17 protein-coding genes and 1 pseudogene are annotated in these 21,048 nt (G+C 65.6%); 7 read left to right on the top strand and 11 right to left on the bottom strand.

Annotation, left to right across the window (positions count from 1 at the left end; translation table 11 throughout):
* Positions 1-420: 420 nt before the first annotated feature.
* Positions 421-1,245: a Crp/Fnr family transcriptional regulator gene (locus GV027_RS16675; protein ID WP_159512526.1), complete on the top strand. Its 825-nt coding sequence runs from the start codon at positions 421-423 to the stop codon at positions 1,243-1,245.
* Between the two features lie 178 nt (positions 1,246-1,423).
* On the opposite strand, the gene GV027_RS16670 is transcribed toward GV027_RS16675, so the two are convergent.
* Complete coding sequence (locus tag GV027_RS16670) at positions 1,424-4,258, bottom strand: TonB-dependent receptor (protein WP_236559271.1); 2,835 nt, start codon at positions 4,256-4,258, stop codon at positions 1,424-1,426.
* 873 nt (positions 4,259-5,131) lie between these two features.
* On the opposite strand from GV027_RS16670, the gene GV027_RS16665 reads away from it, so the two are divergent.
* From GV027_RS16665 to GV027_RS16650, 4 genes are all read left to right on the top strand, one after another.
* Positions 5,132-5,782, top strand: coding sequence for a carbonic anhydrase (locus GV027_RS16665; protein WP_159512525.1), 651 nt, complete (start codon positions 5,132-5,134; stop codon positions 5,780-5,782).
* Positions 5,783-5,952: 170 nt separating this feature from the next.
* Positions 5,953-6,753, top strand: coding sequence for a class I SAM-dependent methyltransferase (locus GV027_RS16660; protein WP_159512524.1), 801 nt, complete (start codon positions 5,953-5,955; stop codon positions 6,751-6,753).
* Between the two features lie 70 nt (positions 6,754-6,823).
* Positions 6,824-7,882, top strand: coding sequence for a sensor histidine kinase (locus GV027_RS16655; RefSeq protein WP_159512523.1), 1,059 nt, complete (start codon positions 6,824-6,826; stop codon positions 7,880-7,882).
* Positions 7,883-7,968: 86 nt separating this feature from the next.
* Positions 7,969-8,661: a dienelactone hydrolase family protein gene (locus GV027_RS16650; RefSeq protein WP_236559270.1), complete on the top strand. Its 693-nt coding sequence runs from the start codon at positions 7,969-7,971 to the stop codon at positions 8,659-8,661.
* A gap of 54 nt (positions 8,662-8,715) precedes the next feature.
* Here GV027_RS16650 and GV027_RS16645 read toward each other — a convergent pair whose 3' ends face one another.
* Positions 8,716-9,612, bottom strand: a complete 897-nt coding sequence (locus tag GV027_RS16645; protein ID WP_159512521.1) for an ROK family protein — start codon at positions 9,610-9,612, stop codon at positions 8,716-8,718.
* Positions 9,613-9,683: 71 nt separating this feature from the next.
* The gene (locus tag GV027_RS16640) at positions 9,684-10,913 is read right to left on the bottom strand and encodes an ROK family transcriptional regulator (protein WP_159512520.1); all 1,230 of its coding nucleotides are present in this window, start codon (positions 10,911-10,913) and stop codon (positions 9,684-9,686) included.
* 263 nt (positions 10,914-11,176) lie between these two features.
* Here GV027_RS16640 and GV027_RS16635 point away from each other — a divergent pair, with 263 nt between their 5' ends.
* Positions 11,177-11,686, top strand: a complete 510-nt coding sequence (locus GV027_RS16635) for a hypothetical protein (protein WP_159512519.1) — start codon at positions 11,177-11,179, stop codon at positions 11,684-11,686.
* A 37-nt stretch (positions 11,687-11,723) separates the two neighbouring features.
* A complete protein-coding gene (locus GV027_RS16630) occupies positions 11,724-12,020 on the top strand; it encodes a hypothetical protein (RefSeq protein WP_031393817.1) in 297 nt (98 codons plus the stop codon).
* A gap of 69 nt (positions 12,021-12,089) precedes the next feature.
* On the opposite strand, the gene GV027_RS16625 is transcribed toward GV027_RS16630, so the two are convergent.
* The 8 genes and pseudogenes from GV027_RS16625 to GV027_RS16590 all read right to left on the bottom strand — a co-directional run bounded on the left by GV027_RS16625 (position 12,090) and on the right by GV027_RS16590 (position 20,957).
* A complete protein-coding gene (locus GV027_RS16625) occupies positions 12,090-13,040 on the bottom strand; it encodes a D-alanyl-D-alanine carboxypeptidase family protein (RefSeq protein WP_236559354.1) in 951 nt (316 codons plus the stop codon).
* A gap of 5 nt (positions 13,041-13,045) precedes the next feature.
* On the bottom strand, positions 13,046-13,399 hold the full coding sequence (locus GV027_RS16620; protein ID WP_201302635.1) for a hypothetical protein: 354 nt from the start codon (positions 13,397-13,399) through the stop codon (positions 13,046-13,048).
* 11 nt (positions 13,400-13,410) lie between these two features.
* Positions 13,411-14,988 (bottom strand): L,D-transpeptidase family protein, encoded by a 1,578-nt coding sequence (locus GV027_RS16615; protein ID WP_236559269.1) that lies wholly within the window; start codon positions 14,986-14,988, stop codon positions 13,411-13,413.
* Positions 14,989-15,133: 145 nt separating this feature from the next.
* Positions 15,134-16,765, bottom strand: coding sequence for a M28 family peptidase (locus GV027_RS16610; protein WP_159512518.1), 1,632 nt, complete (start codon positions 16,763-16,765; stop codon positions 15,134-15,136).
* Positions 16,766-16,848: 83 nt separating this feature from the next.
* Entirely contained in the window at positions 16,849-17,661 is an 813-nt protein-coding gene (locus tag GV027_RS16605; RefSeq protein WP_031441669.1) for a DUF1206 domain-containing protein, read from the bottom strand.
* Positions 17,662-17,800: 139 nt separating this feature from the next.
* The gene (locus GV027_RS16600; protein WP_328799483.1) at positions 17,801-18,646 is read right to left on the bottom strand and encodes an EAL domain-containing protein; all 846 of its coding nucleotides are present in this window, start codon (positions 18,644-18,646) and stop codon (positions 17,801-17,803) included.
* 167 nt (positions 18,647-18,813) lie between these two features.
* A pseudogene (locus tag GV027_RS16595) lies at positions 18,814-19,692 on the bottom strand (YifB family Mg chelatase-like AAA ATPase); the annotation flags it as partial.
* Positions 19,693-19,925: 233 nt separating this feature from the next.
* Entirely contained in the window at positions 19,926-20,957 is a 1,032-nt protein-coding gene (locus tag GV027_RS16590; RefSeq protein ID WP_159512517.1) for a phospholipase D family protein, read from the bottom strand.
* Between the last annotated feature and the right edge of the window lie 91 nt (positions 20,958-21,048).

Here is a 21,048-nt window from a genome sequence, read left to right as displayed (position 1 = left end):
GCCGCCCACATGTCCCTTCATCTAAACCTACAATGTCAAATAGCCGACAAAAATACCGACACTCGCATAACCTCCCTCGCGGAAGGCTTGGAGCATCTGGTTGTTTGCGACCTCAGCAACCAGACCGTGTGGCCGTTCGCTGCGGTGACACCCCTCTAGGGCCCTCCCACAATCCCGTCAAACGCAAATTTCACTTTTATGGCAATTTTTGCGAACTGGCGCGTTCTGCGCCCCCAACGGCGCGGAACAGGGTCCGGTCAGTGATAAGTGTACGAGCCGGCCGACGGAACGACGCGATCCAACTGCGTTGCCACTGAGCGGGATCAGGATATTCCATAAGTCGAGCGATTCGAACGGTGAGCCGAGCGCATCACACACTTCCCCGGTCATCCCCCGCAGAGGCGTTCTCGTTCCTACTTGATGACCAGCGTCTTATCCGAACATCGCCCCGGCAGCACCTCAGGCCCACGCACGTCTTTTGCGACGCGGAGTACCGCGGCGGACAAGCTCGTCCGGAAGCTGCGCGACCGGCATCCCCTGTCGGCTGCCGAGGAGGTCGCGCTTAACACGTTGCTTGCGGCCAAGGCCGGGCCGATTTCCGGACGAACGGTGTTGCTCGACCGGGGGATGCAGCCAAGCGGGATCCATGTCCTGCTTGACGGCTGGGCGTGCCGCTACACGATGCTCGTCGATGGCCGCCGCCGGATCGTCGCCTTTTATCTTCCGGGCGATGTCTGTGACTTCGACGTCTTCCTGCTGGCGGGGATGGACCAGACGATCGCCGCGATCACCCCTGCACGCGTTGCGGTGGTCGATGCCCCGATGCTGGCCGGGCTTGCGATCGACCACCCGCCCCTGACGCAGGCCCTGTGGTGGGAATCGCTGACCGCCGCCGCGATCCAGCGCGCCTGGACGCTCAATGTCGGGCAACGCAGTGCCAAACAGCGAATCGCACATCTGTTGTGCGAGCTATATCTGCGAATGGACCGGGTTGGGCTCGTACAAAACGGCAGCTGTGCGCTGCCGTTGACCCAGTTTCATCTGGGGGATGCCTGTGCGCTGACGTCCATCCACACCAATCGTGCGCTTCAAGAGCTGCGCCGTGACGGCTTGCTGTCGCTCGAGGCCCGACGCCTGACGATCCACGACTGGCCGGCGCTGGTCGATCTGGCCGCGTTCGACCCCGCCTATCTCCAACTGTCCAAAGAGTCTGGCACGTCCGGCGATCGTGCGGCCCTTGGCTAAACAGCGACCCGGGTGGCGGTCGGCTTCTTCATAGAGGTCCAGCAAAGGCGGCGTTGCCGCTCCGGCGCGCCACGCCACCCCGTTAAGCCATGAACGCCCGCTCGCCACAGAGCCGTCTGCAGACAGGCGGTCTCTGGGCGAGCGAAACTAGACGCGGCCTATCTAGCGGCCGCCAGACCTACAGGCGGAAGGACAGCGACGCGACATAGGTCCGCCCGTTCTTGTAGAAGGCCGTGGGCCGATCGGGCGTCGCGTTATACTGGCGATAGGTCTCGTCGAGCAGGTTCTGCGCGTTGAGCGACAGCGTGACCTGCTTGGTCAGATTGAACCCTGCCGACAGATCGAGCTGGTTATACGCGGCGACCATTTCGCGCGAGCCGAGACGGCCAATCGTGCGGAAATACTTCGTCCGGTAATTGTAGCTCAACCGCGCCTGGAACGGTCCGCTTTCGAAATAGGGGATCACGTTGACGGTGTGCTTCGACAGATAGGGAAGGTTGAGATCGGCGCCCGACGCGTCGGTCGAGGAGGTCGTGCTGTCCTGATAGGTATAATTCGCCTGGAGCCCGAACCCGCCCCAGATCTCGCTCTGCCCGGAAACGAGGATCCCGTTCACCTTCGCCTTGCCGCCGTTGATCGGCTGCGAAACGCTGTAATTGTTCTCCAGCCGCCCGGTCAGCGAATTGAACAGCGTCACCCCCTCGGTCCGGGTCGTGATGATGTAGTTGCTGATGTCGCGACGGAAGGCCTCGACCGCGAGCAGGCTGCCCGGACGCGGGTAGAATTCCGCGGTCAGCTCGTAATTGGTCGACTCATACGGCTTCAGATTGGGATTGCCGCCACCCGCATCGCGCGTCGTATCGTTTTGCGAGATCGATGCCGCCAGATCCTGATAGCGTGGCCGCGAGATCACCTTGGCGACCGCACCGCGGAAGATGAGCGACGAACTCGCCTCATAGGCGATATTGAAGCTCGGCAGGAACTTCAGATAGTCGGTCGATGTGGTCGTCGGGGTCGGCACGGGGTTGGGGTTGGCCGCCGTCGACAGCGTCAGCGCGTAGTCCGAAACGTCCTTGGTATAGACCAGCCGGCCGCCGATATTGCCGCGAAAGCCGCTCTGTTCGAAATTGAGCTGCGCATAGCTCGCCGCGACGGTTTCCTTGACCCGGGTTGACGCGCCGATCTTGCGGATCAGCGGCGAATTGATCGCATTCGCCAGGATGTCGATCACCGACTGTTCGGACAGGTTCAGATACTGCGTCGCGTTGCCCAACCCGCCGCTGCCGCTGAATGTGCCGTCCGGAGTCGACGCGGTCGGCACGTTGAGCTGCGATGCAAGCTGCGACGTGGTGAGATAGGTGTTGATGCCGCGACCGTTGATGCGGTTGACATGGTCGGTGACGCGTGCGCCGAGCATCAGCTGCGTGAACGGCCCGAACGACACCGGGATCGTCGCATCATAGCCGCCGAAGATGTCGCGATCGGTCGTCACGCTGTAATCGAGCCCGCCGATCTGCGCCGCGTTCAGCTGCGTGCCGCCGACCAGCACCGGGCTGCCCTCGATCTGTGCCGGATTGTTGTTCGGGTTGGTGAAGTAGTTTGCAGGGTTGGTCGGATCGCCGGTGAAATTGACCGTCGCCGTATCGTTGGTGAAGGCATAGCTGAATGGCAGCCTGGTCTGAACGTTGAACAGATATTCGGGATTGCGCCCGCCCCTCGCCCGGCTCCAGCCACCCGCGAACGACACCTTGGCGCCGTCATCGCCTTCCCAATCCGCAAACAGGTTCAGATTGTCAGTGGTCAGCTTGGTCTTGCGGACGAGCGTGTCGAGCTGTGCACTCTGACTCGTGGCAGCACCGAAGGTCGCGGCGTTGACGACCCCGTTGCTGATATTGGCCGACTGCAGCACGTTGCCCGTCCATGCCCCGGGGATGGTGTACATCGACTGGCTGTAATTGTCGTAATTGCCATTGATGTGAAGGCCGTTGAGCGTCAGCGTCAGCTCCGAGCTGGGGCGGTACTGCACGGTGCCGGACACGCTCTTGCGCTCGCGCGTCTGCTGGAAATAGGCATAGTTGATGCCGAACGGCGACGCGGCCTTGTAGAGATCCGCAATCGTTCCGCCGGTGATGGTCGCACCCGGGCTTTTCAGGCTGAGCGTGCCGTCCTGCGCGCGGTTGACGAACGGGCTGTTATAGGTGCCGTCCGCATTCGCCGCGGCATTGTCATAGCCGAAGAATTCCACGCCGGCGCGCGTCAGGCTCTGCTTGTCATAGGTCGCGGCGACCAGCACACCGAACGTCTCCGCATCATTCTTCCAGCTGTACAGCCCCGAGCCGCGAACATTGCCCTTGTCCGAACGGTCGTTGTACGAATAGCCGCCCGACGCGAAGATCGAATTGGCCTTGAGCTCGAGCGGCCGGCGGGTGCGGACGATGACGGTGCCCCCGAGGCTCCCCTCCTCGATCCGCGGCTCGGGCGACTTGTACACCTCCAGCCGGTCGACGAGTTCGGGCGCGAGCAACGAATAGTTGAAGGTGCGGCTCGACGGGTCATTGTCGTTGCCGCCCCAATCCGCCGACGCGAGCGCATGACCATCGAGCAGCATCCTGTTCAGCGCGGGATCGGTACCAAGGATGGCGACCTTCTCGCCCTCGCCGAAGCGCCGATCGATGCTCACGCCGGGGATGTGCGACAGCGATTCGGCGACGTTGCGGTCGGGAAACTTGCCGATCGCTTCGGCGCTGATCACGTCGACCACGGCATTGGCCTCGCGCTTGACCGCGATCGCGCTGCGCAGGCTGCCGCGGATACCGGTGACGACGATGTCGCTGTCCGCGTCCCCCGAGGGGGCGGCCTGCGTGGGGGGGGTCTGCGCGGATGCGGGCTGCTCGGCAGCGGCTGGCGGGGCCGATGACGGCGCGGTCTGTGCGCCCGCAGGCGCGATCAGCCCGGCGATCGCGCTGGCGATCACGGCGGTGGATGCGAGCAACATCTGCTTAGGAAAAACCATTGGTCAAAGCCCCTTTTCATAGGCGCCATCGCGCCATCCCGATGCAGCCCATGCCTGCACCCGTAAATCCCGCGAATCGCCCGGTATTCTTTTGGTAGCCAGGTCGATGTCTAGGCGCCGCTACCTATATCAAATCCATTTTCCGAATCTAATGTGAAAATTACCTTTTTATTACCAATTCTGGGAGGAACGCATTCCAGTCCGGCGGTTGCCCCGTGGCTGCGGACCTGACGCCAGCGAGACCCGGGCCAAGTCCGTTCGACAAGGCAAGACGCGTCAGCGCATCAATTTGCCAATATACTCCCCGCCTCCAAAGATGGTGTGAGGCGCGGATCAAAGGCACACTCTTTCACCTTTCGAGGGACTTACCCGCGCTTACTGACAGGCGCTAGCGCATCATGACCACGGAAGCCGACGCCTGGGCCGACCGCAGCGGATCGAATACTCACTTAGGCTCGAGTAGTATTCGCTGGCGAACTGCAAATAAGGGCAACATTCCATACCAAAGTAGGATATTTGGGGCGTTCAACGAGCCATGCGGTTTGCGCACAGCGAATGGCGCTACCACCCCTAGCGTAAGCGCTGATCAGGCGAGCGCGGAACATCCGCGTTGCGAGATGCTGCGCGCGGCAGCGCCCTGTCCACGGCGCCGGGGCCCCTGCCCATGGCATAGGGCCTGACCAACCCCATGGTCGCGCAATTCATCCGTGTGGGGGGCGTGCCTACGATTCCCCCGCACCTGCGCCACTCGCGGGGCAGATCGCTCGCCCTATCGCAGGATCGGCAGTGTTGCGGGCTTCCCGGGGAACCGCTCGCATGACAAGGGGTTTCTGAAATTGGCCGTTTTGGCCGTATCCCGGGAGACGATACACAATGACTGATTTTGCCGATCTTGTAGATGGATACCAGCGGTTTCGGACGTCTGACTGGCGCCGCCAGCATGACCGTTGGGAGAAATTGAAAGTCGGACAGGAACCGCGCGTCATGGTGATCGCCTGTTCGGACAGCCGGGTCGAACCCGCGCAGATCTTCGACACGTTGCCTGGTGAGATGTTCGTCGTCCGCAACGTCGCCAACCTTGTTCCGCCGTTCGAGACGGGTGGCGGCTATCACGGCGTTTCTGCCGCGGTGGAATTTGCGGTCACGCAGCTCAAGGTCGCTGAGATCGTCGTGCTCGGCCATGGCCAGTGCGGCGGCTGCAAGGCGGCGCTCGCAGGCACGTTCGACAAGGCAGAGCGCGGCCAGGGTGGCTTCATCAGTGACTGGGTGCATCTGCTCGACGGCGCACGCGAGTCCGTCGCCAAGGATCATGCCGATCTGAAGTCTGAAGAGGCTCGCGAGGCGATGGAGCAGGCTGCCGTTCGGACGTCGATTGAAAATCTGCGGACCTTCCCGTTCGTCCGCGATGCAGAGGCTGCCGGCGATCTCGAGATCCGCGGCGCGGTGTTTGCGATCGACGACGGCATTCTGCGCGTGATGGACGAGGATGGCGGGTTCACGCCGGCTCAGCCCCGCGCGGACTGATGCCGAGGCCGGGCCGGCGAAAGTGTCGTCGGCCCGGCGCATCCTTAGTTTAAACCTCACCTGCTGGTCGTCGCGCCTCCTCGCAAATAGTCACGGGAAACCGAGACTGTACGCGGGTTGCGGCCCGTCAGATTAGGGCGCTATGTTGCTGGCTTCTGACTGGAGGTCCTATGACGCGCCTTGCCTTGGTTATCGCTGCCGGTCTGTCGGCCGCCACAGCGGCATATGCCGCACCCGATCCTGCGCCGAGCGCCGCTCTCGTCGCGGCGACCAAAGCCGGGACGCGAACGCCCGCGACGATCGCGCGCGACGCTTTCCGCCACCCCGCCCAGACGCTGGCGTTTTTCGGTGTGAAGCCTGGTGACACGGTCGTCGAGATCTGGCCCAGCGGCGGCTGGTATACCGAGATCCTTGCGCCCTATCTCGCGGCCCGCGGCACGCTTTATGCCGCTGCGCCGAGCGAGAAGGGTCTCGCAGCTGTCCGGGCCAAGCGCCAGGCGATGCCCGAAGCCTATCGCGCGCTGCGCTATGCCATGTTCCCGGCAGTCGCCGGCCAGCCGACCGTTCCCGCAGGCTCGGCGGACGTCGTGCTGACCTTCCGCAACGTGCACAACTGGCGGTTCGGGGCCGCCGATCAGACCCAGGCCGCGTTCGACCAGATGTTCGCGATGCTCAAGCCCGGCGGCACGCTTGGCCTTGTCGAACACCATTTGCCCGAAGCGTCGGGCAAGATCGAGGAAGGCAAGAGCGGCTATATGAAGCGGTCGTCGGTCATCGCCTATGCCACCAAGGCAGGATTCAAGCTGGCAGGCGAGAGTGCGGTCAATGCGAACCCGAAGGATACGCATGACTATCCCAAGGGCGTGTGGACCCTGCCGCCCAATTACGCCGAGGGCGATGTCGACCGCGCGCGCTATGCCGCGATCGGCGAAAGCGACCGGATGACGCTCAAGTTCGTCAAACCCCGTTGATCGCCGCGCAGAGTGTCACCCGCCGCATCCAAGATTTGGAAGCGGCGGGCTACGCTGTTACGACACTCGTGTGACCGCCACCCCACTCCGTTTCCTCGAACGTCTGCCGCTGCTATGGGATCGCCGCGCCATCGCGTACGGCGTTGCGGTCGCCCTCTCCATCGCCGCCTGCGCGATCCGGATCGGCGTCGATCACCTGCTGCCGCCCGGTTTTCCGTTCCTGACCTTCTTCCCGGCGGTCATCATATCGTCCTTCCTGCTCGGGCGCGGTCCCGGTTCAGCGGCTGCACTGTTGTGCGGTGTGCTGGCCTGGTATTATTTCATCGCGCCACGCCAAGGGTTCACACTCGGCGTCGATACCGCGGTAGCACTGCTCTTCTATGCCGCAGTCGCTGCCGTCGACATCGCGCTGGTCCACTGGATGCAGCAGACCAATCACCGGCTGCGCGACGAGCGCGAACGCAACGCCGACCTTGCGCTGCGCAGCGGGCTGCTGGCTGATCGGACAGAGGTGCTGTTCCGCGAATTGCAGCACCGCGTATCGAATAATCTCCAGATGATCGGGGCCGTCCTCGCGTTGCAGAAGCGCGGTATCGCCGACCCTGCCGCGGCTCTCGCGCTCGACAATGCAGCGACCAAGATCACGCTGATCGGCCGGATCCAGCGGCAGCTCTACGATACCAGCGGATCGCTGATCGCGCTCGACCAGTTCCTTCATCAACTGACTGCCGACGTGATCGAGGCGGGCGGCAATCCCGGTATCGTCCACTCCGTTTCAGCACCGCCCGGCGTCATGCTCCCCCCCGACGCGCTGATCCCCGTTGCGCTGATCATGGCGGAGGCGATCGCCAACGCCATCGAGCATGGACTGGTGGGACGCGATCATGGCAGCATCCGGGTCGATCTCGTCCAGACCACCACGGGGTTGCAACTCTGCGTGACCGACGACGGCGCCGGATTGCCCGAGGGATTCGATATGCGCGGCTCGACGAGCCTCGGTCTGAAGATCGCCACCACGCTAGCGCGACAGCTCGGTGGCAGCTTCGACGTCAGAAGCGCCGATCCGGTCGGCGCACAGAGCGTGCTGACCATCCCCCATTCCCCCGCAGGACAGCCCCCTACCCCATGATCATCCGCAGCGACGAATTCATCGATATCCCTCGCATCGCCAGCGGCACTCCTTCGGATGATGCCATGCCGTCACCAGGCGGCGTCATGCGCACGCACCTGTTCCGCCCCGCGGTCGAGGGACGCTATCCCGGCGTTCTACTGTTCTCGGAAATCTACCAGGTCACGGATCCGATCCGCCGACTCGCCGCCTATGTCGCCGGCCACGGCTTCTGTGTCGCGGTGCCCGAGGTCTATCATGAGTATGAGCGACCCGGGACGGTGCTGCGCTACGACGTGGCCGGCACCGATCGCGGCAACGCGCTGAAGGTCACGAAACCGGTTCACGCCTTCGATGCGGATGCGGTCGCGGCGCTCGACGGCCTCGCCATGCACCCCGCCTGTACCGGGCGGCTCGCGACGATGGGCGTCTGCCTGGGGGGACATCTTGCCTACCGCGCCGCACTCGATCCCCGCGTCGCAGCAGCGGCGTGCTTTTACGCGACCGACATCCACAGCGGCACGCTGGGTGAAGGCAAGCAGGATGACAGTCTGGCGCGCATGGAGGAGCTGAAGGCGGAAACGCTGTTCATCTGGGGGCGGCAGGACCCGCATGTCCCGTTTGCCGCGCGCGAGACGATCCGCGCACGGCTGGAGGCGGTCGGCGCCAATTATGGCTGGCTCGAGGTCAACGGCCAGCACGCGTTTCTGCGTGACGAGGGACCACGCTATGATCCCGCCCTGTTCACCCAGACGCTGAACGCGGTCATCGCTCTATTTAACCGCACCCTAGCCGGATGACGGCGCACCGCCGGTCAGCCGGCTAGGCGCCTCGCGGGCTCCGACGCAGGAGGCTCAGCGCGGCCACAACCGCGCTGCGCCGCGCACGCCTGAGGAATCACCCCAACGGGCCGGCACCACCTGCCCCTTCCAGTCGCCACCGAAGCTGTAGCGATCGATCACCGCGGGAAGCCGGGCGTAGATCGCCTCGACATTCGACATGCCGCCGCCAAACACGAAGACATCCGGGTCGACGATATTGGCGATCATTGCCAGCGCGCGTCCAAGCCGATCGACATAGGCGTCGAGCGATGCGACCGCGTCGGCTTCGCCGAGTCGCGCGGCCTCGACGATCGCGGCGCCGTCGAGCATCTGCCCGGACCGGGCGGCATGATCCTGCCGGAAACCGGTCCCCGATATCAGCATGTCGAGGCACCCGCTTTGTCCGCACCAGCAGGACGGACCGGGATATTCCGCCGCGGTCATCCACGGAAGCGGGACATGGCCCCATTCGCCGCCCATGCCGTTCGCGCCCTCGACGATGTGCCCGTCGACGACCAGCCCGCCTCCGACGCCGGTCCCGACGATCACCGCAAAGGCGGACCGCGCGCCGGCTGCCGCGCCGTCGACCGCTTCGGACAGTGCCATGCAGTTTGCGTCATTGGCCATCCGAACCTGACGGCCCAGCGCAGTCTCCAGATCCTCGCGGAAAGCGCGGCCATTGAGGAAGGTCGCGTTCGAGTTGCGCATCAGCCCGTCGCGCGGACTGATCGACCCGGGCGTGCCGACGCCGATCGAGCCCATGGCGCCCGCCTCGCTCTCGGCTCTGGCGATCAGCTCGCCGATCGTCCGGATGGCGCCGTCGTAATTTCCCGGGTTCGGGCTGCGCACGCGGGCGAGAAACTGACCGTTGGCGTCGAGGGCCGCTGCCTCGATCTTCGTGCCGCCGACGTCGATACCGATCTGGATCACTGCATCTCTCTCTGACTTTGATTTTCCGGCACCCTGCCCGTGAGAAAGATAAAGTCAATTTGCTTTAACAATCAGCCCTTGATCAGGATGGCGTCCGACGGCAGGATCCGGTCGAGAAACGGCAGGATCGCAGCGCCGACGGCAGGTGCATCACGCGACAGTGTGGCGCGCCGGATCGGTGCACGCGCCGGGATCGTCGGCGCTGCCGCGAGCAGCTTGCAGGCCGTTTCCGCCGCCAGTCGGTCGAGCACCGTATCGGGCAGGCGTCCGCCGATCAGCACCGCGGCCGGATTGATCAGGCAGTTGACGGCGGTCAGCGCGGGCACGAGGGCGCTTGCGCACTCGTCGACCCATGCATCAAGTGTCGCACCGAACTGTTCGGCAACGTCCAGCGCCGGGTCGAACGGCGTGGTCAAGCCAGCCTGTTCAAGCCGCGCGGCGAGCGCGGACAAGGACACCACGTCCTGAAGCACCTGTCCCGGCATACCCGTCAGCGGCAGAAAGCCGAGTTCGCCGCTCCGCGCGTCGGCGCCGCGGTAATAGGATCCGTCGATGACGACCCCGCCCCCAAGCCCTGCGCTGACCAGAATGTAGAAGAAGCTCGCATGGTCGAGCCCGCCACCGAACTGCGCCTCGCCGATCGCCGCCGCCGCCGCGTCATTATCGATATGGACCGACCAGGGAACGACACCGGCGAGCAGTGCCTGGAGGTCGACAGCACCCCAGCATTCATAGCCCGCCGGACGATGCGGCAACGCCACCTGCCCCAGATCGTCGGGCAGTGCCACGCCGACGCCGAGGATCCGGTCGGCGCGCAACACGTCCGATCGCCGGATCTCGGCAATCTCCTTGCCGACGATACCAATGATGTCGTCGGGCATCGCGAACGCGATCTGCTGTGTGAACCGGGACCGGACCTGCCCCGCCAGATCGAGCGATACGAGCGTGACGTGATCACGGTCGATGTTCAACCCGATCGCGAAGCATCCATCGGGGTTGATCCGCAACCGCACCGCCGGCTGGCCGCGTCCGCCCTTGCGGCGCCCGGCATCGACGACGAGATCAGCCTCGAACAGGCGCCCCGTGATATTCGCGATCGTCGGCGCGGTGAGGTTGGTCATCGTCGCGATCTCGGTCCGGGTGATGTCCGGATTTCGACGGATGACCTGGAGCACGACGCGCTGGTTATAGTCGCCAGCCCGTTCGAGATTGGTGCCCGACAGGCTTGGGCCGAGCCGCACCGCGCGTTCCTCCGCAGTCACCCCGCCACCGGCATGCGGCTCGAAATCCGAGAAATCCACGGCTTGCTCCCTCCCCGGAACGTCGAGGCGCGCATCGATGTGACTTCGCGCGCCGCCCCGTCAGTCGTGCGTGCCGACGGCCCCAAATGCGATCCTATAGTCCGACATCCACCCCAGCCGGTCAATTGAATATGCCAAGTTGGTTATATCTCCGCATCGGCCCGGTACGGCAGCCTGCACCCGGCAGCGAACATGCCACGTCGCGCAGTTGCAAAGCCTGTGGTATCGCGCCGCAATTCAACCATTTGGAAAGATCGACATCGATGATTACACGGCTCGAAGATCTGGAGCGGGTCCGCGCCGAAAGCCGGTCGCTTGTCACCCGGCGATCCTTGATGTCGGCGGGCGCCGCGGTCGTACCGATCCCGGGCGTCGACCTGGTCGCCGATGTCGGCCTGTTGACGACCCTGCTGCCGAAGATCAGCGAAATGTTCCAGCTCGATCACGAGCAGGTGCAAAAGCTCGAGCCGCATCTCGCGCAGCAGGTGCTCGTGATGGCGTCGAGCATGGGCAACAATGTGATCGGGCGCATGGTCACCAAGCGGGTCGTGGCGGCGCTGCTGCGGCGCGTCGGTGCGCGGGTCGCGGCGGGATCGCTTGCCAAATACGTACCGTTCGTCGGTTCTGCCTTCGCAGCCACGATCAGCTTCGGGGCGATGAAGCTGGTCGGCAACGCGCATATCGAGGATTGCTACAAGACGGCACTGGCGTTGATCCCGGCGTCGGGGCAAATCGCTCCGGTCTCGACCCCGGCGGGCGGTATCGCACGCTGACCCGGCGCACGCAGCGCCCCACGAACAGGACCGACACATGGCGAAACAATATTGGGCACAGCTGATCGACTTTGAGGAGGAGATGCAGTCCGCGTGCATCTCCGGCGCGACCGATCACGAGGATGCCGCCGAGACACTCATCTCCGACTTTGTCGGGCAGATGGGTGGAGAAATCACCAAGGGCGCAGTGCGCGTCTGGGTACAGGGCGAAAACCGCGAGAAGGTCTATGACTGGACCGTCGACCTGATCATCCCAGAGGATGACGGCACGCACGGCGGCGAGGATGAGGAGATCGAGGTCGAGGCCGAGATCGAGTTGATCGAACGCACCTGACGCGCCCGCGCCAATCAGGCACCCTGTGCGCCGTGGCGTACGGGGTGCCCTGGCTTGTGCCGCAACGGATTAGCTCGGGGCGCCCTCGCCGCCGTTGAAGCCACGCTCAAGGATCTGTGCAACGAGCCGATCGCGTGAGCGCGCGGTTCGCTCACCCAGGACGACGGCGATCAGTCGGCGGTTGCCGCGCTTGGCCGATGCCGCCAGATTGAACCCGGCCTCGACCGTATAGCCGGTCTTGATGCCGTCGAGCCCGTCAAAGGCGCCGAGCATGTGATTGTGGTTCTGCAACTGCCGTCCAGCCCAGCGAAACGACCGGGTGCTGAAATAGGCATAGCGATCCGCATGCTGGTCGATCAGTGCCTTGGACAACATGGCCATGTCAGTCGCGGTCGTGAGATTCGCGCCGGGCAATCCGGTGACGTTGGTGAACGACGTCCGCCGCATGCCGAGCGTCCGCGCCTTCGCAGTCATCCGCCGCGCGAAGCCGGCTTCGCTGCCACCCAGTTTTTCGGAAAGCGCTACCGCCACGTCATTGGCCGAACTCACCGCGATCGCCCGGATCGCTTCGCCGACCGTCAGCCCGGCACCGGGTCGCAGACCGAGCCGTGACGGCGGCTGGTTTGCCGCAGCGCGTGAGAATTTGACGGTGTCGGACAGTTGCAGCTTGTTCGCGTCGAGCGCGTCAAACGCCAGGAACAACGTCATCATCTTGGTCAGCGACGCGGGTCGACGGACCAGATTGGCCCCTTGGGCATATAATACCCTGCCGTCGCGCGCATCGATCAGGATGGCCGACACCGTCCGCGCCGCCGCGGGCGATGGCGCGGCGAGCACGGGTTCAGCCAAAGCCGGAACCGCCATCGCCGTCCCGGGAATCGCCACCAGCGGAACCGGCGCGGCGCGGCTCGCCACCCCGGCGGGCGACGCCGTCGAGACCGCAGACGACATGGGCAGAACCAGCGTGGCCAGCGCCGCCAGCACGGCCGGGATACGGCGCTGATAGGCGCCGGTCGGCATCAGCCTCACTGCGGCTCCATCTCGTTCGTGGCGGGCATGTCATCGGCGGGTTCGTTCGCGCTGCTGCCGTCGCGGCGGACGCGCGCAGTCATGCCCGTCGCATCGGCATCGTCCTGCATCTGAACGTCCGGCGCGATTTCCGGAGCGGGCGGTGCCTCGGCTTTCACCTCTGCAGGGGCGGGCGCAGGCGCTTCCTCGACCACCGCCGGCGCCTCGGCTTCAGCCGGGGCCTCTTCCTCATACGCGCTGTTTTCGGTCACGGGTGCGGTGTCCGGCTCGGACGGGGAACAGCCGCCGAGCGCGGTCGCCAATAGGCTCGCGCCGAGCGCGAAGCGGATCGCATGTGTCTTGGTCGTCATGGTCATGTCCCTCATCGTGCTGCCATCGCCTGCGCCGCCGACCGCGCCTCGATCTTGGAGGCGAGTGTCGAATCCCAGCTATAGGGATCCGCGCGGAAGTTCATCTGGCCGTTACCACTGGCGAATGCCGTCCAATAGAGGAGATAGACCGACACCGGCTTGCTGAGCCGCGCCCGCACCGTCGTGCCCTTGTCGACCGTCGCCGCGACCATCTCGGGGGTCCATTGCGGATCACCCGCGAGCAGGAGGTTGGCAAGTTCGGCGGGCTTTTCGAGCCGGACGCACCCGTGGCTCGCCAGACGGCTGAAGCTCGCAAACTTCGCGCGTGACGGGGTGTCGTGCAGATACACCGAATAGGGATTGTCGAAATCGAACTTGTACCGCCCCAGCGCGCTCTGCGTACCGGCGGCCTGCTGCAGCCGCGTGCCGCCAATCACCTTGAAGCCGTTGCGCTTCAGGTATCCCGGATTGGCCTTTTCCTTCGGCCACAGTTCGCGCGTCGCGATCGAGGTCGGGACGTTCCAGGGCGGGTTGATCACGACGCTGTGGATCGTCGAGGTCAACATTGGCGTCTCGTCGCCGGGGCGCCCGGTGACCGCGCGCATCGAAGTGATCGGCCGGTCGCCGTCGAATACCGTCAGGACCGCGGCGGCGATGTTCACCTGGATGCGATCCTTGGGCAGCTCCTGCGGCAGCCAGCGCCAGCGCTCCATGTTCGCCATGATCTGGCGGACGCGATCGGTCGCCGAGACGTTCAGCGCACCCAGCGTCTGCCCCGACACGATCCCGCTCGGATTGAGTCCGTAGCGCCGCTGCGCGCGACGTACCCCCTCGAGCAGCGCAGCGTCGAACCTGTCGCCGCCGGCCGATACGTCCTTGTCCTCGATCGCAAGGCGCTGGCGCAGCGCGGTCACGCGTGGGCCCGTCGCGCCGATCGTCATATCCGGGCCACTCGCCAGCATGGACCAACCGCCCGCCGCCGCGATCGCGCGATAGCGCTCGAGCCCGGCCTTGAGCCCGTCATACCCTGAATAGGGCGGCGGCAACGCGGCGAACCACGCGGCGATCCGGTCACGCTTCACCGCATCGGCAAAGCCCGGCAGCGGATCGAAGGCGGGCGGGCGCATGCCCCAGTCACGCTGGAAGTCTGCCTCGGACAAACGCCCGGCATGCACCGCGCGGGCATGGTCGAGCGCTTCGCGGACCAATGTGTCGTTGTCGACGTCGAGCACCAGCGCCGGCCGCGCGAGGGCAAGCCCCTGCCCCATCGTGTCCGACGCAAGCAGCTTCTGCAGCTGTTTGACCTGGGCAACGGACAGCACCGGCATGCGAACGGTAGGCACCACCGGCGGCACCGCCATGCGCGGCGTCATCGCCTGCGCCGGAAGCGCAGGCTGGCTGGCCGGCGGGGCCGATGGGGCGACGGGCCTTTGCGGCTGGGTCTGGAACAGTTGCGGCGGCACCAGCTGCTCCTGCGGCGCTCGGGCCGAAACGGCGTCGACCGGGAGCAACAGGGCCACCACCGCGGCACCGCTCAGCATCGTGCCGAACCAGGGGGCGTTCGTCTTTGTCTTTGAAAGGCTTTGCATAGCGTCCCTATAGCGATCGCGTCCTGCGTCGCACGGGCAATATCGCCCTAGCCTGAATAAAGCCCGGACGACGCGATATTTCCCGCCGCCTCGCCGAATATCACAGGGCCCAACGCCCCCTTCGGCCTGGGCGCGGCCGTACCCGTCATTTGCGCGCCGCCCGAGTCGTGTCGCGCTCCGCCGCGAACGGCTCGGACGCGTTCCAGACCGGCCATGCCGTCCCCTCGGCGACCTCGCGGCCCAGCGCATAGGCGACGCTGCCCTCCTGCGCGGCGCCGGTCATGTCCCAGCGTGCGTCGAATTCGTCGCACGTCTGGTGATAGCATCGTGCGTTGAACCGATCGCGCCTTGCTTCACCCGCCTTCGCCCCGCCCGTCACAAGATCGCGGCCCGCGCGGAAATACACCCCCGGCACGCCCTTCTGCGCGAGCGCGTAATGGTCCGAGCGGTAATACCAGCCCGCCTCGGTATTTTCCTCGGGCACGATCCGCAGCCCCTGCGCCGCCGCAACCCGCTCGAGATCGCGCTCCATCGGCGTTCGCCCGACGCCGATCAGCTCGAGATCGCGCGTCCGCCCCAGCACGACATGCGGGTCGAGATTGAACTGTGCTGCGGTCGTCGCGAGCGGCAGGACCGGGTGGTCGGCATACCAGCTTGCGCCGAGCAGTCCCTTTTCTTCCGCAGTCCACAGCGCGAACACGACGGACCGCCGCGGCCGGGCGGCGCCCGCATAGGCGTGCGCGATCTCGAGCAGCGTCGCGGTGCCGGTCCCGTTGTCGATCGCGCCGTTGCGGATCCGGTCCGCGGGCGGATCGAACGCGTTCTCCCCATAGGCATCCCAATGCGCGCCATAGAGAATGCTGCCCGCCGCGGAATCGGTGCCCGGAAGAACGCCGACGACATTGTGGCTCGCGACATGTTCCATCCGCGTTTCGACGCGCGCCGACAGGGTCGCCCCCTTCAACGTGATCGCGGCAAAGTCTGCGCGCTGTGCGGCAGCCTTTACCGTGGCATAATCCATGCCCGCCTGCCGCAGCAGACGGATTCCGATGTCGTTGCGCAGATTGCCGCGCAGTCCGAACGCCGCAGGCACCGTCCCCGTGTCGAGCGCATAGCCCGGTACCGCGTCGCCGTTCGCGATCTGCAGCCAGGGATAGCTGGCTGGGAACGTCTCGTGGATCGTCAGGAACGCCGCAGCGCCACGCTTTTGCGCCTCGATGAGCTTGGTTCGTGCAGCAGGGCTCGAGGCGCGTCCGCCGAATCCCAGGTCGCGTCCCGCCTCGACATCGGGATCGCCGGCAAGGGCGATGACGATCTTGCCGCGCACATCGACCCCGCGATACGGATCATAGCCGAGCTTCGGCTCGACCACGCCATAGCCGACAAACACGATATCGGCATGATCGAGCGCGGTCGTGCCGACGATCCGCGACGATGCCGCGATCTCGATCCCCGGCCGTAATGGCACCGACTGATCGCCGAGATGCAGCGTGAAGGTTGCGGCATCGCGGGTCCAGCGCAGCAGGGGCACACGCTGCCGATAGCTGGCGCCGGCAATGGGTTTCAGCCCGAGTTGCTTGAAGCGTCGCTCGAGGAATTCGAGCGTGACCGCCTCACCCGCTTGGGTAGGCCCGCGCCCGTGGAATGCATCCGCGCTCAGTGTCTTGACGTCCGCCTTGATCCGGTCCGGCGACAGGATGGGCGGCCGTGGATCAGCGGCGATGGCGGCGGTAGTGGCCGAGACGGTGAGCAGCAGCAGCGGCAGGAGGCGTTTCATCGGCTCAACCTGCCCAAGATGTCTCACGTGCACAAGCGAACGCATGAGATCACGCGCTATTTCCGCGCCTTAGGCTGCGACGTTCAGCCAGGCAGACGAACCTGAACGCGGCGAAAGCGCGCTTCGACAAAGCTGTAGACGCCGAACAATCCCAGCCCGACGCCCGTCGCGGCCAACAGCCATTTGCCCCCCGGCTGGTCCTGCAGCATCGCCAGCGCGTCGGCCATGCCGCCGGCTTCGGTGGCGTGCGCCTGCCATGCCGCGACCGCAAAGAAGCCGGCGATAATCGTGAAGACGACTGCGCGGGCGCCATAGCCCAGCCGCCCCATCGTGCAGACATAGGAAGGCAGCGAGCCGTCATTGTGCAGGTCCTTGACGAAATCGCCCTTCCAAGCCTTCTTCGCCTGCATCACCGCCGCGGTGAGGATACCGATTGCGACCACGGCAACCAGCACGCGTCCGAACGGCACCGACAGCAGCCAGCCTGTCCAGTCGCGGGCGCTCTCGTCACCCGGGGACTGCCCGCCGCCGCCCGTCCTTGGTTGCCAGGCGAGACGTGCCGCACTCCAGGCAAGGATGAGGTGAGCGATCCCGCTGACGACGTGCCCGATCCGGGTCAAGGCGCCCTTGGCGTCGCGCATGATCTGCTCCGGATCGGCGATCGCTTCGGTCAGCCGCCACACCGCATAGCCGAGCAGACCCGCGGCAATGACGGCCAGCAGGACGGCGCCTAGCTGCTCGTCCGCCAGCGATCCGATCGCACCCTGATTGTCGGCGATCGTCCCGCCGCGCATTGCGGCATCGACCGCAAACCAGGCCACCAGACAATAGACCAGCCCGCGCGCGGCGAAGCCGAGACGTGCGAGTTGCGTCGCACGGACATCCGAGATGGTCACCGCAAATCCCCCTGGATCATATTGATCGTTACGCCGGCTAAACCCGCCGTGCGCAGCGACGTTCCGCCGGCGGTCACGACATCGCCGCGGCGACGCGGATCGGCGCAGCCCGGTACCGCGCCCGGGCCGCACCGGACCGTCAGGCGTGGACCACCTGTGCGGCGTCCGCGAAGGGGACCGGAAGGCGCGCAATCGCGGGACGCGCGATCAGGTAGCCCTGGCACAACCGCACCCCGAGCGCGCGCAACGCCGCCAGTTCGCCCGAAGTCTCGATCCCCTCGGCGATCGGGATGATGCCAAGTTCGTCGCACAACGCGATGACCGCGGCGACGATCGCCCGCTTCACGGCGGACCCGTCGATCCCGCGGATCAATGCCATGTCGATCTTGATGACATCGGGATTGAGTTCGGCGAGCAGCCCCAGCCCCGCATAGCCCGCGCCGAAATCGTCGATCGCGGTCACGAACCCTTGCGCACGGTACGCCTCGATGATCCGCCGTACATGCGGGACGTCGCGCATGCGTTCGTTCTCGGTGAATTCGAACATCAGGTTGCGCTTGTCGAAGCCGACCCGCGCCGCTGCCCCCAGCGTCGCCCGGATACAGGCATTGGGTTCATAGACCGCGTTAGGCATGAAATTGATCGACAGCTTCACGTCCTCGCCCGGCGTGAACAGCGCGCCAGCCATCTCCACCGCGCGCACACGGCAAGCCTGATCGAACCCGTAGATCATGTCCCCCGACACCCTGTCGAGGATCGCCCCCGCGCCCGCGCCGTCGGTGCCGCGAACCAGCGCTTCATAGGCCCAGACCCGCTCCGTCGCGATGTTGACGATCGGCTGGAACGCCATCGTGAAATCGAACGGGAGCATGCTGCCGGTGCCACAGGCACCGCACGTCACACGGGTCGCCGTCTCGACTGGTGCGATCGCGTCCGCTGGAGCGCGGAATGCAGCCCGGAATGGGGCGGGGTCGATAAATGTCACTGTCGCTCCTTACCGCGCTCTGTCGGGGCCGGACGGGCACAAGGACCGGCGCGACGCCACCTCACTCCAAACTCGGTGAGGTCATTGTTAATCTACAACAATTAACAGAATGAGTAGTACTAGCTTATTATCATAGATCAAGTATCTTGTAGACGTGAAAACATGCGTCAATTGGTCGGCGGACGGCGGCGATAGCTCAGCGCTTCCGCGACATGGATCCGCGCTACGTGATCGGCGCCAGCCAGATCCGCGATCGTCCGCGCGACGCGCAGTATTCGCGTATAACCCCGCGCGGTCAGCCGCATCGCCTCTGCCGCCTGCACGAGCAGACGCTGTCCCGGCGCATCGGGGGTAGCGACCGACTCGAGCAACGGACCGTCCGCTTCGGCATTCGTCCGCACGGGATGATCGCGATAGCGCTCGGTCTGCACTCGGCGCGCCACCGCCACTCGAGCCGCCACCGCTGCCGATCCCTCGCCGGCCTGGGGCAGGACGAGATCCGCCGCCGTGACCGCTGCCACATCGATGTGCAGGTCGATTCGGTCGAGCAGCGGCCCCGACACCTTCGCTTGATAGTCCGCGGCACAGCGCGGTGCCCGCGCACAGGCAAGGCCGGCATCGCCGAGATGACCGCAACGACACGGGTTCATCGCCGCGATCAGCTGGACGCGCGCGGGGAATGTCACATGCGCATTGGCGCGCGCAACGCTGATCGTTCCCGTCTCGAGCGGCTGGCGCAGCGAATCGAGCACCGCCCGCTGGAACTCGGGCAACTCGTCGAGGAACAGCACACCCAGATGCGCCAGGCTGACCTCCCCGGGTTTCACCTTCAAGCCTCCCCCGGTCAGCGCAGCCATCGACGCCGAATGATGCGGGCTGCGAAACGGCCGGGTCCGGGTCAGACGTCCCCCCGACAGCGTGCCTGCGACGGACTGGACCATCGACACTTCGAGCGCCTCGGCGGGGTCGAGTGGCGGCAGGATCCCCGGCAGGCACGCCGCCATCAGCGATTTGCCCGACCCCGGGGGCCCGCACATCAACAGGTTCGATATGGCTACACCGAAGGACGCCTGACGGTCCGACCCCTGTCCAGGCTGGCCTGTTCCTCCGCGGGAGCGTCAGGTCTAGCGCGCCCGGTACCGCGCACCGCCAGAAGGGCGGCAGGCACGAGTCCGGCTTCGCCAACCTTCTTGGACCCCCCCTCCACATGGTTGGGCGCCACCTCCCGGGCGGCCTTCCCCGCTCGCTGGACGTGCGCCCCCAACTTGCATGGGGCGCATCACAGATCCCCGGCGAAATTGCTCTCCAGCAACTCGAAGAGGTCGCCGGAGGAAAGGGCGACGAAACGCTCCTTGACCTTATCCTCGTCCGAGTTCGCGATCGCCTCGGCGATCGTTGAGTCCGCGCGCCACGTGTCCGCCTTCGTCGCCGCGGGGAGGCGGTGGGCGCTGCGCACCGCCGTCCAGCCAAGGCGGCCGAAATAGCTGACGGTGCCATCCCTGTGCTCGATCCGCACAACATCGTGATAGGCCGAGACGCCCAACGGGCTTCCAAACCAGTACACGAACACGTGGGCTGTATCGCGAAGGACGCCGTCCGTATCCGGATCGTCCTTCGCCGAGCAGATGTGAGTCCGACCGGCGGCCTCGGGCGGCTCCCCGACCTCATCCGCGTAGGCCTCCTTGGCCTTGACCCAGTCCCAGTGCTCGATGCGATGGTCCCCGAAGATGAAGGAGGTCCTGGAGAAGCGATCGAAATCGGCCAGCAGGGCGCTCAACACGGACGCCGAGGTGGACTTCGGACCGGCCTGGAAGTCCCTCGCCGCCGGATTGGATGCGACGCGGGGCGCGCGGTCGAGATCGCCCGGGAGGATGGCCCGCGAGAGACCGCGATAGTGTTCGTAGAGCTCCTCCAGCTTGCCATAGCCGTCAGGATCCTCCGCGCGATCGAAGAGAACCCCCGCCTCCTGGAGGCTCGGCCCGAGGCCGTCGCGTCCAAGCGCCCGTCGCGAGGCATTGGCGGAACCGATGACGGCATAGCGCGTGCCGACGAAGATCTTGGCGTGCAGGCCGTCGAGCAGGGTCACCCGCCCATCGGCCTGAGGCATGCTCTTCCTGCGCAGGCCCAGGGCCTTGAGCGCGTTGCGCGACGTGCCGCCCATCGAGATGTCGAGCACGACCTCGACCTTCCTCTTGCGAGCGATCGCGCCCAGCTCCGAGCCCCAGAACGCCACCGCGCAGCGGAGGCGGCCGGGTTCGCGGAAGAGATCGAGGATCGCCGTGGCGAGTTCGTGGCCGTGCAGTATCTTCATTCCAGACCTCCGCTGCATAAGGTAGTCGGGCGCGCCGTCCGATCGGGTGTCGATGGAAGGATCACCGCGCGACCTGTCCGCCGCGGGTCGC

Origin of the sequence: Sphingomonas sp. T1 (assembly GCF_902506585.1) — a bacterium.
Classification (GTDB): Bacteria; Pseudomonadota; Alphaproteobacteria; order Sphingomonadales; family Sphingomonadaceae; genus Sphingomonas; species Sphingomonas aerolata.
The sequence above is the reverse complement of the archived record's forward strand: the minus strand, read 5'-3'. Positions and strand labels throughout refer to the sequence as shown.

What these genes read in the sequence shown, in the direction of transcription:
- GV027_RS16615 (WP_236559269.1), bottom strand. Translation starts at nt 14,988, where the DNA reads ATGCAAAGCCTTTCAAAGACAAAGACGAACGCCCCCTGGTTCGGCACG.
- GV027_RS16670 (WP_236559271.1), bottom strand. Translation starts at nt 4,258, where the DNA reads ATGGTTTTTCCTAAGCAGATGTTGCTCGCATCCACCGCCGTGATCGCC.
- GV027_RS16665 (WP_159512525.1), top strand. Translation starts at nt 5,132, where the DNA reads ATGACTGATTTTGCCGATCTTGTAGATGGATACCAGCGGTTTCGGACG.
- GV027_RS16590 (WP_159512517.1), bottom strand. Translation starts at nt 20,957, where the DNA reads ATGAAGATACTGCACGGCCACGAACTCGCCACGGCGATCCTCGATCTC.
- GV027_RS16630 (WP_031393817.1), top strand. Translation starts at nt 11,724, where the DNA reads ATGGCGAAACAATATTGGGCACAGCTGATCGACTTTGAGGAGGAGATG.
- GV027_RS16660 (WP_159512524.1), top strand. Translation starts at nt 5,953, where the DNA reads ATGACGCGCCTTGCCTTGGTTATCGCTGCCGGTCTGTCGGCCGCCACA.
- GV027_RS16620 (WP_201302635.1), bottom strand. Translation starts at nt 13,399, where the DNA reads ATGACGACCAAGACACATGCGATCCGCTTCGCGCTCGGCGCGAGCCTA.
- GV027_RS16635 (WP_159512519.1), top strand. Translation starts at nt 11,177, where the DNA reads ATGATTACACGGCTCGAAGATCTGGAGCGGGTCCGCGCCGAAAGCCGG.
- GV027_RS16675 (WP_159512526.1), top strand. Translation starts at nt 421, where the DNA reads ATGACCAGCGTCTTATCCGAACATCGCCCCGGCAGCACCTCAGGCCCA.
- GV027_RS16625 (WP_236559354.1), bottom strand. Translation starts at nt 13,040, where the DNA reads ATGCCGACCGGCGCCTATCAGCGCCGTATCCCGGCCGTGCTGGCGGCG.
- GV027_RS16610 (WP_159512518.1), bottom strand. Translation starts at nt 16,765, where the DNA reads ATGAAACGCCTCCTGCCGCTGCTGCTGCTCACCGTCTCGGCCACTACC.
- GV027_RS16650 (WP_236559270.1), top strand. Translation starts at nt 7,969, where the DNA reads ATGCGCACGCACCTGTTCCGCCCCGCGGTCGAGGGACGCTATCCCGGC.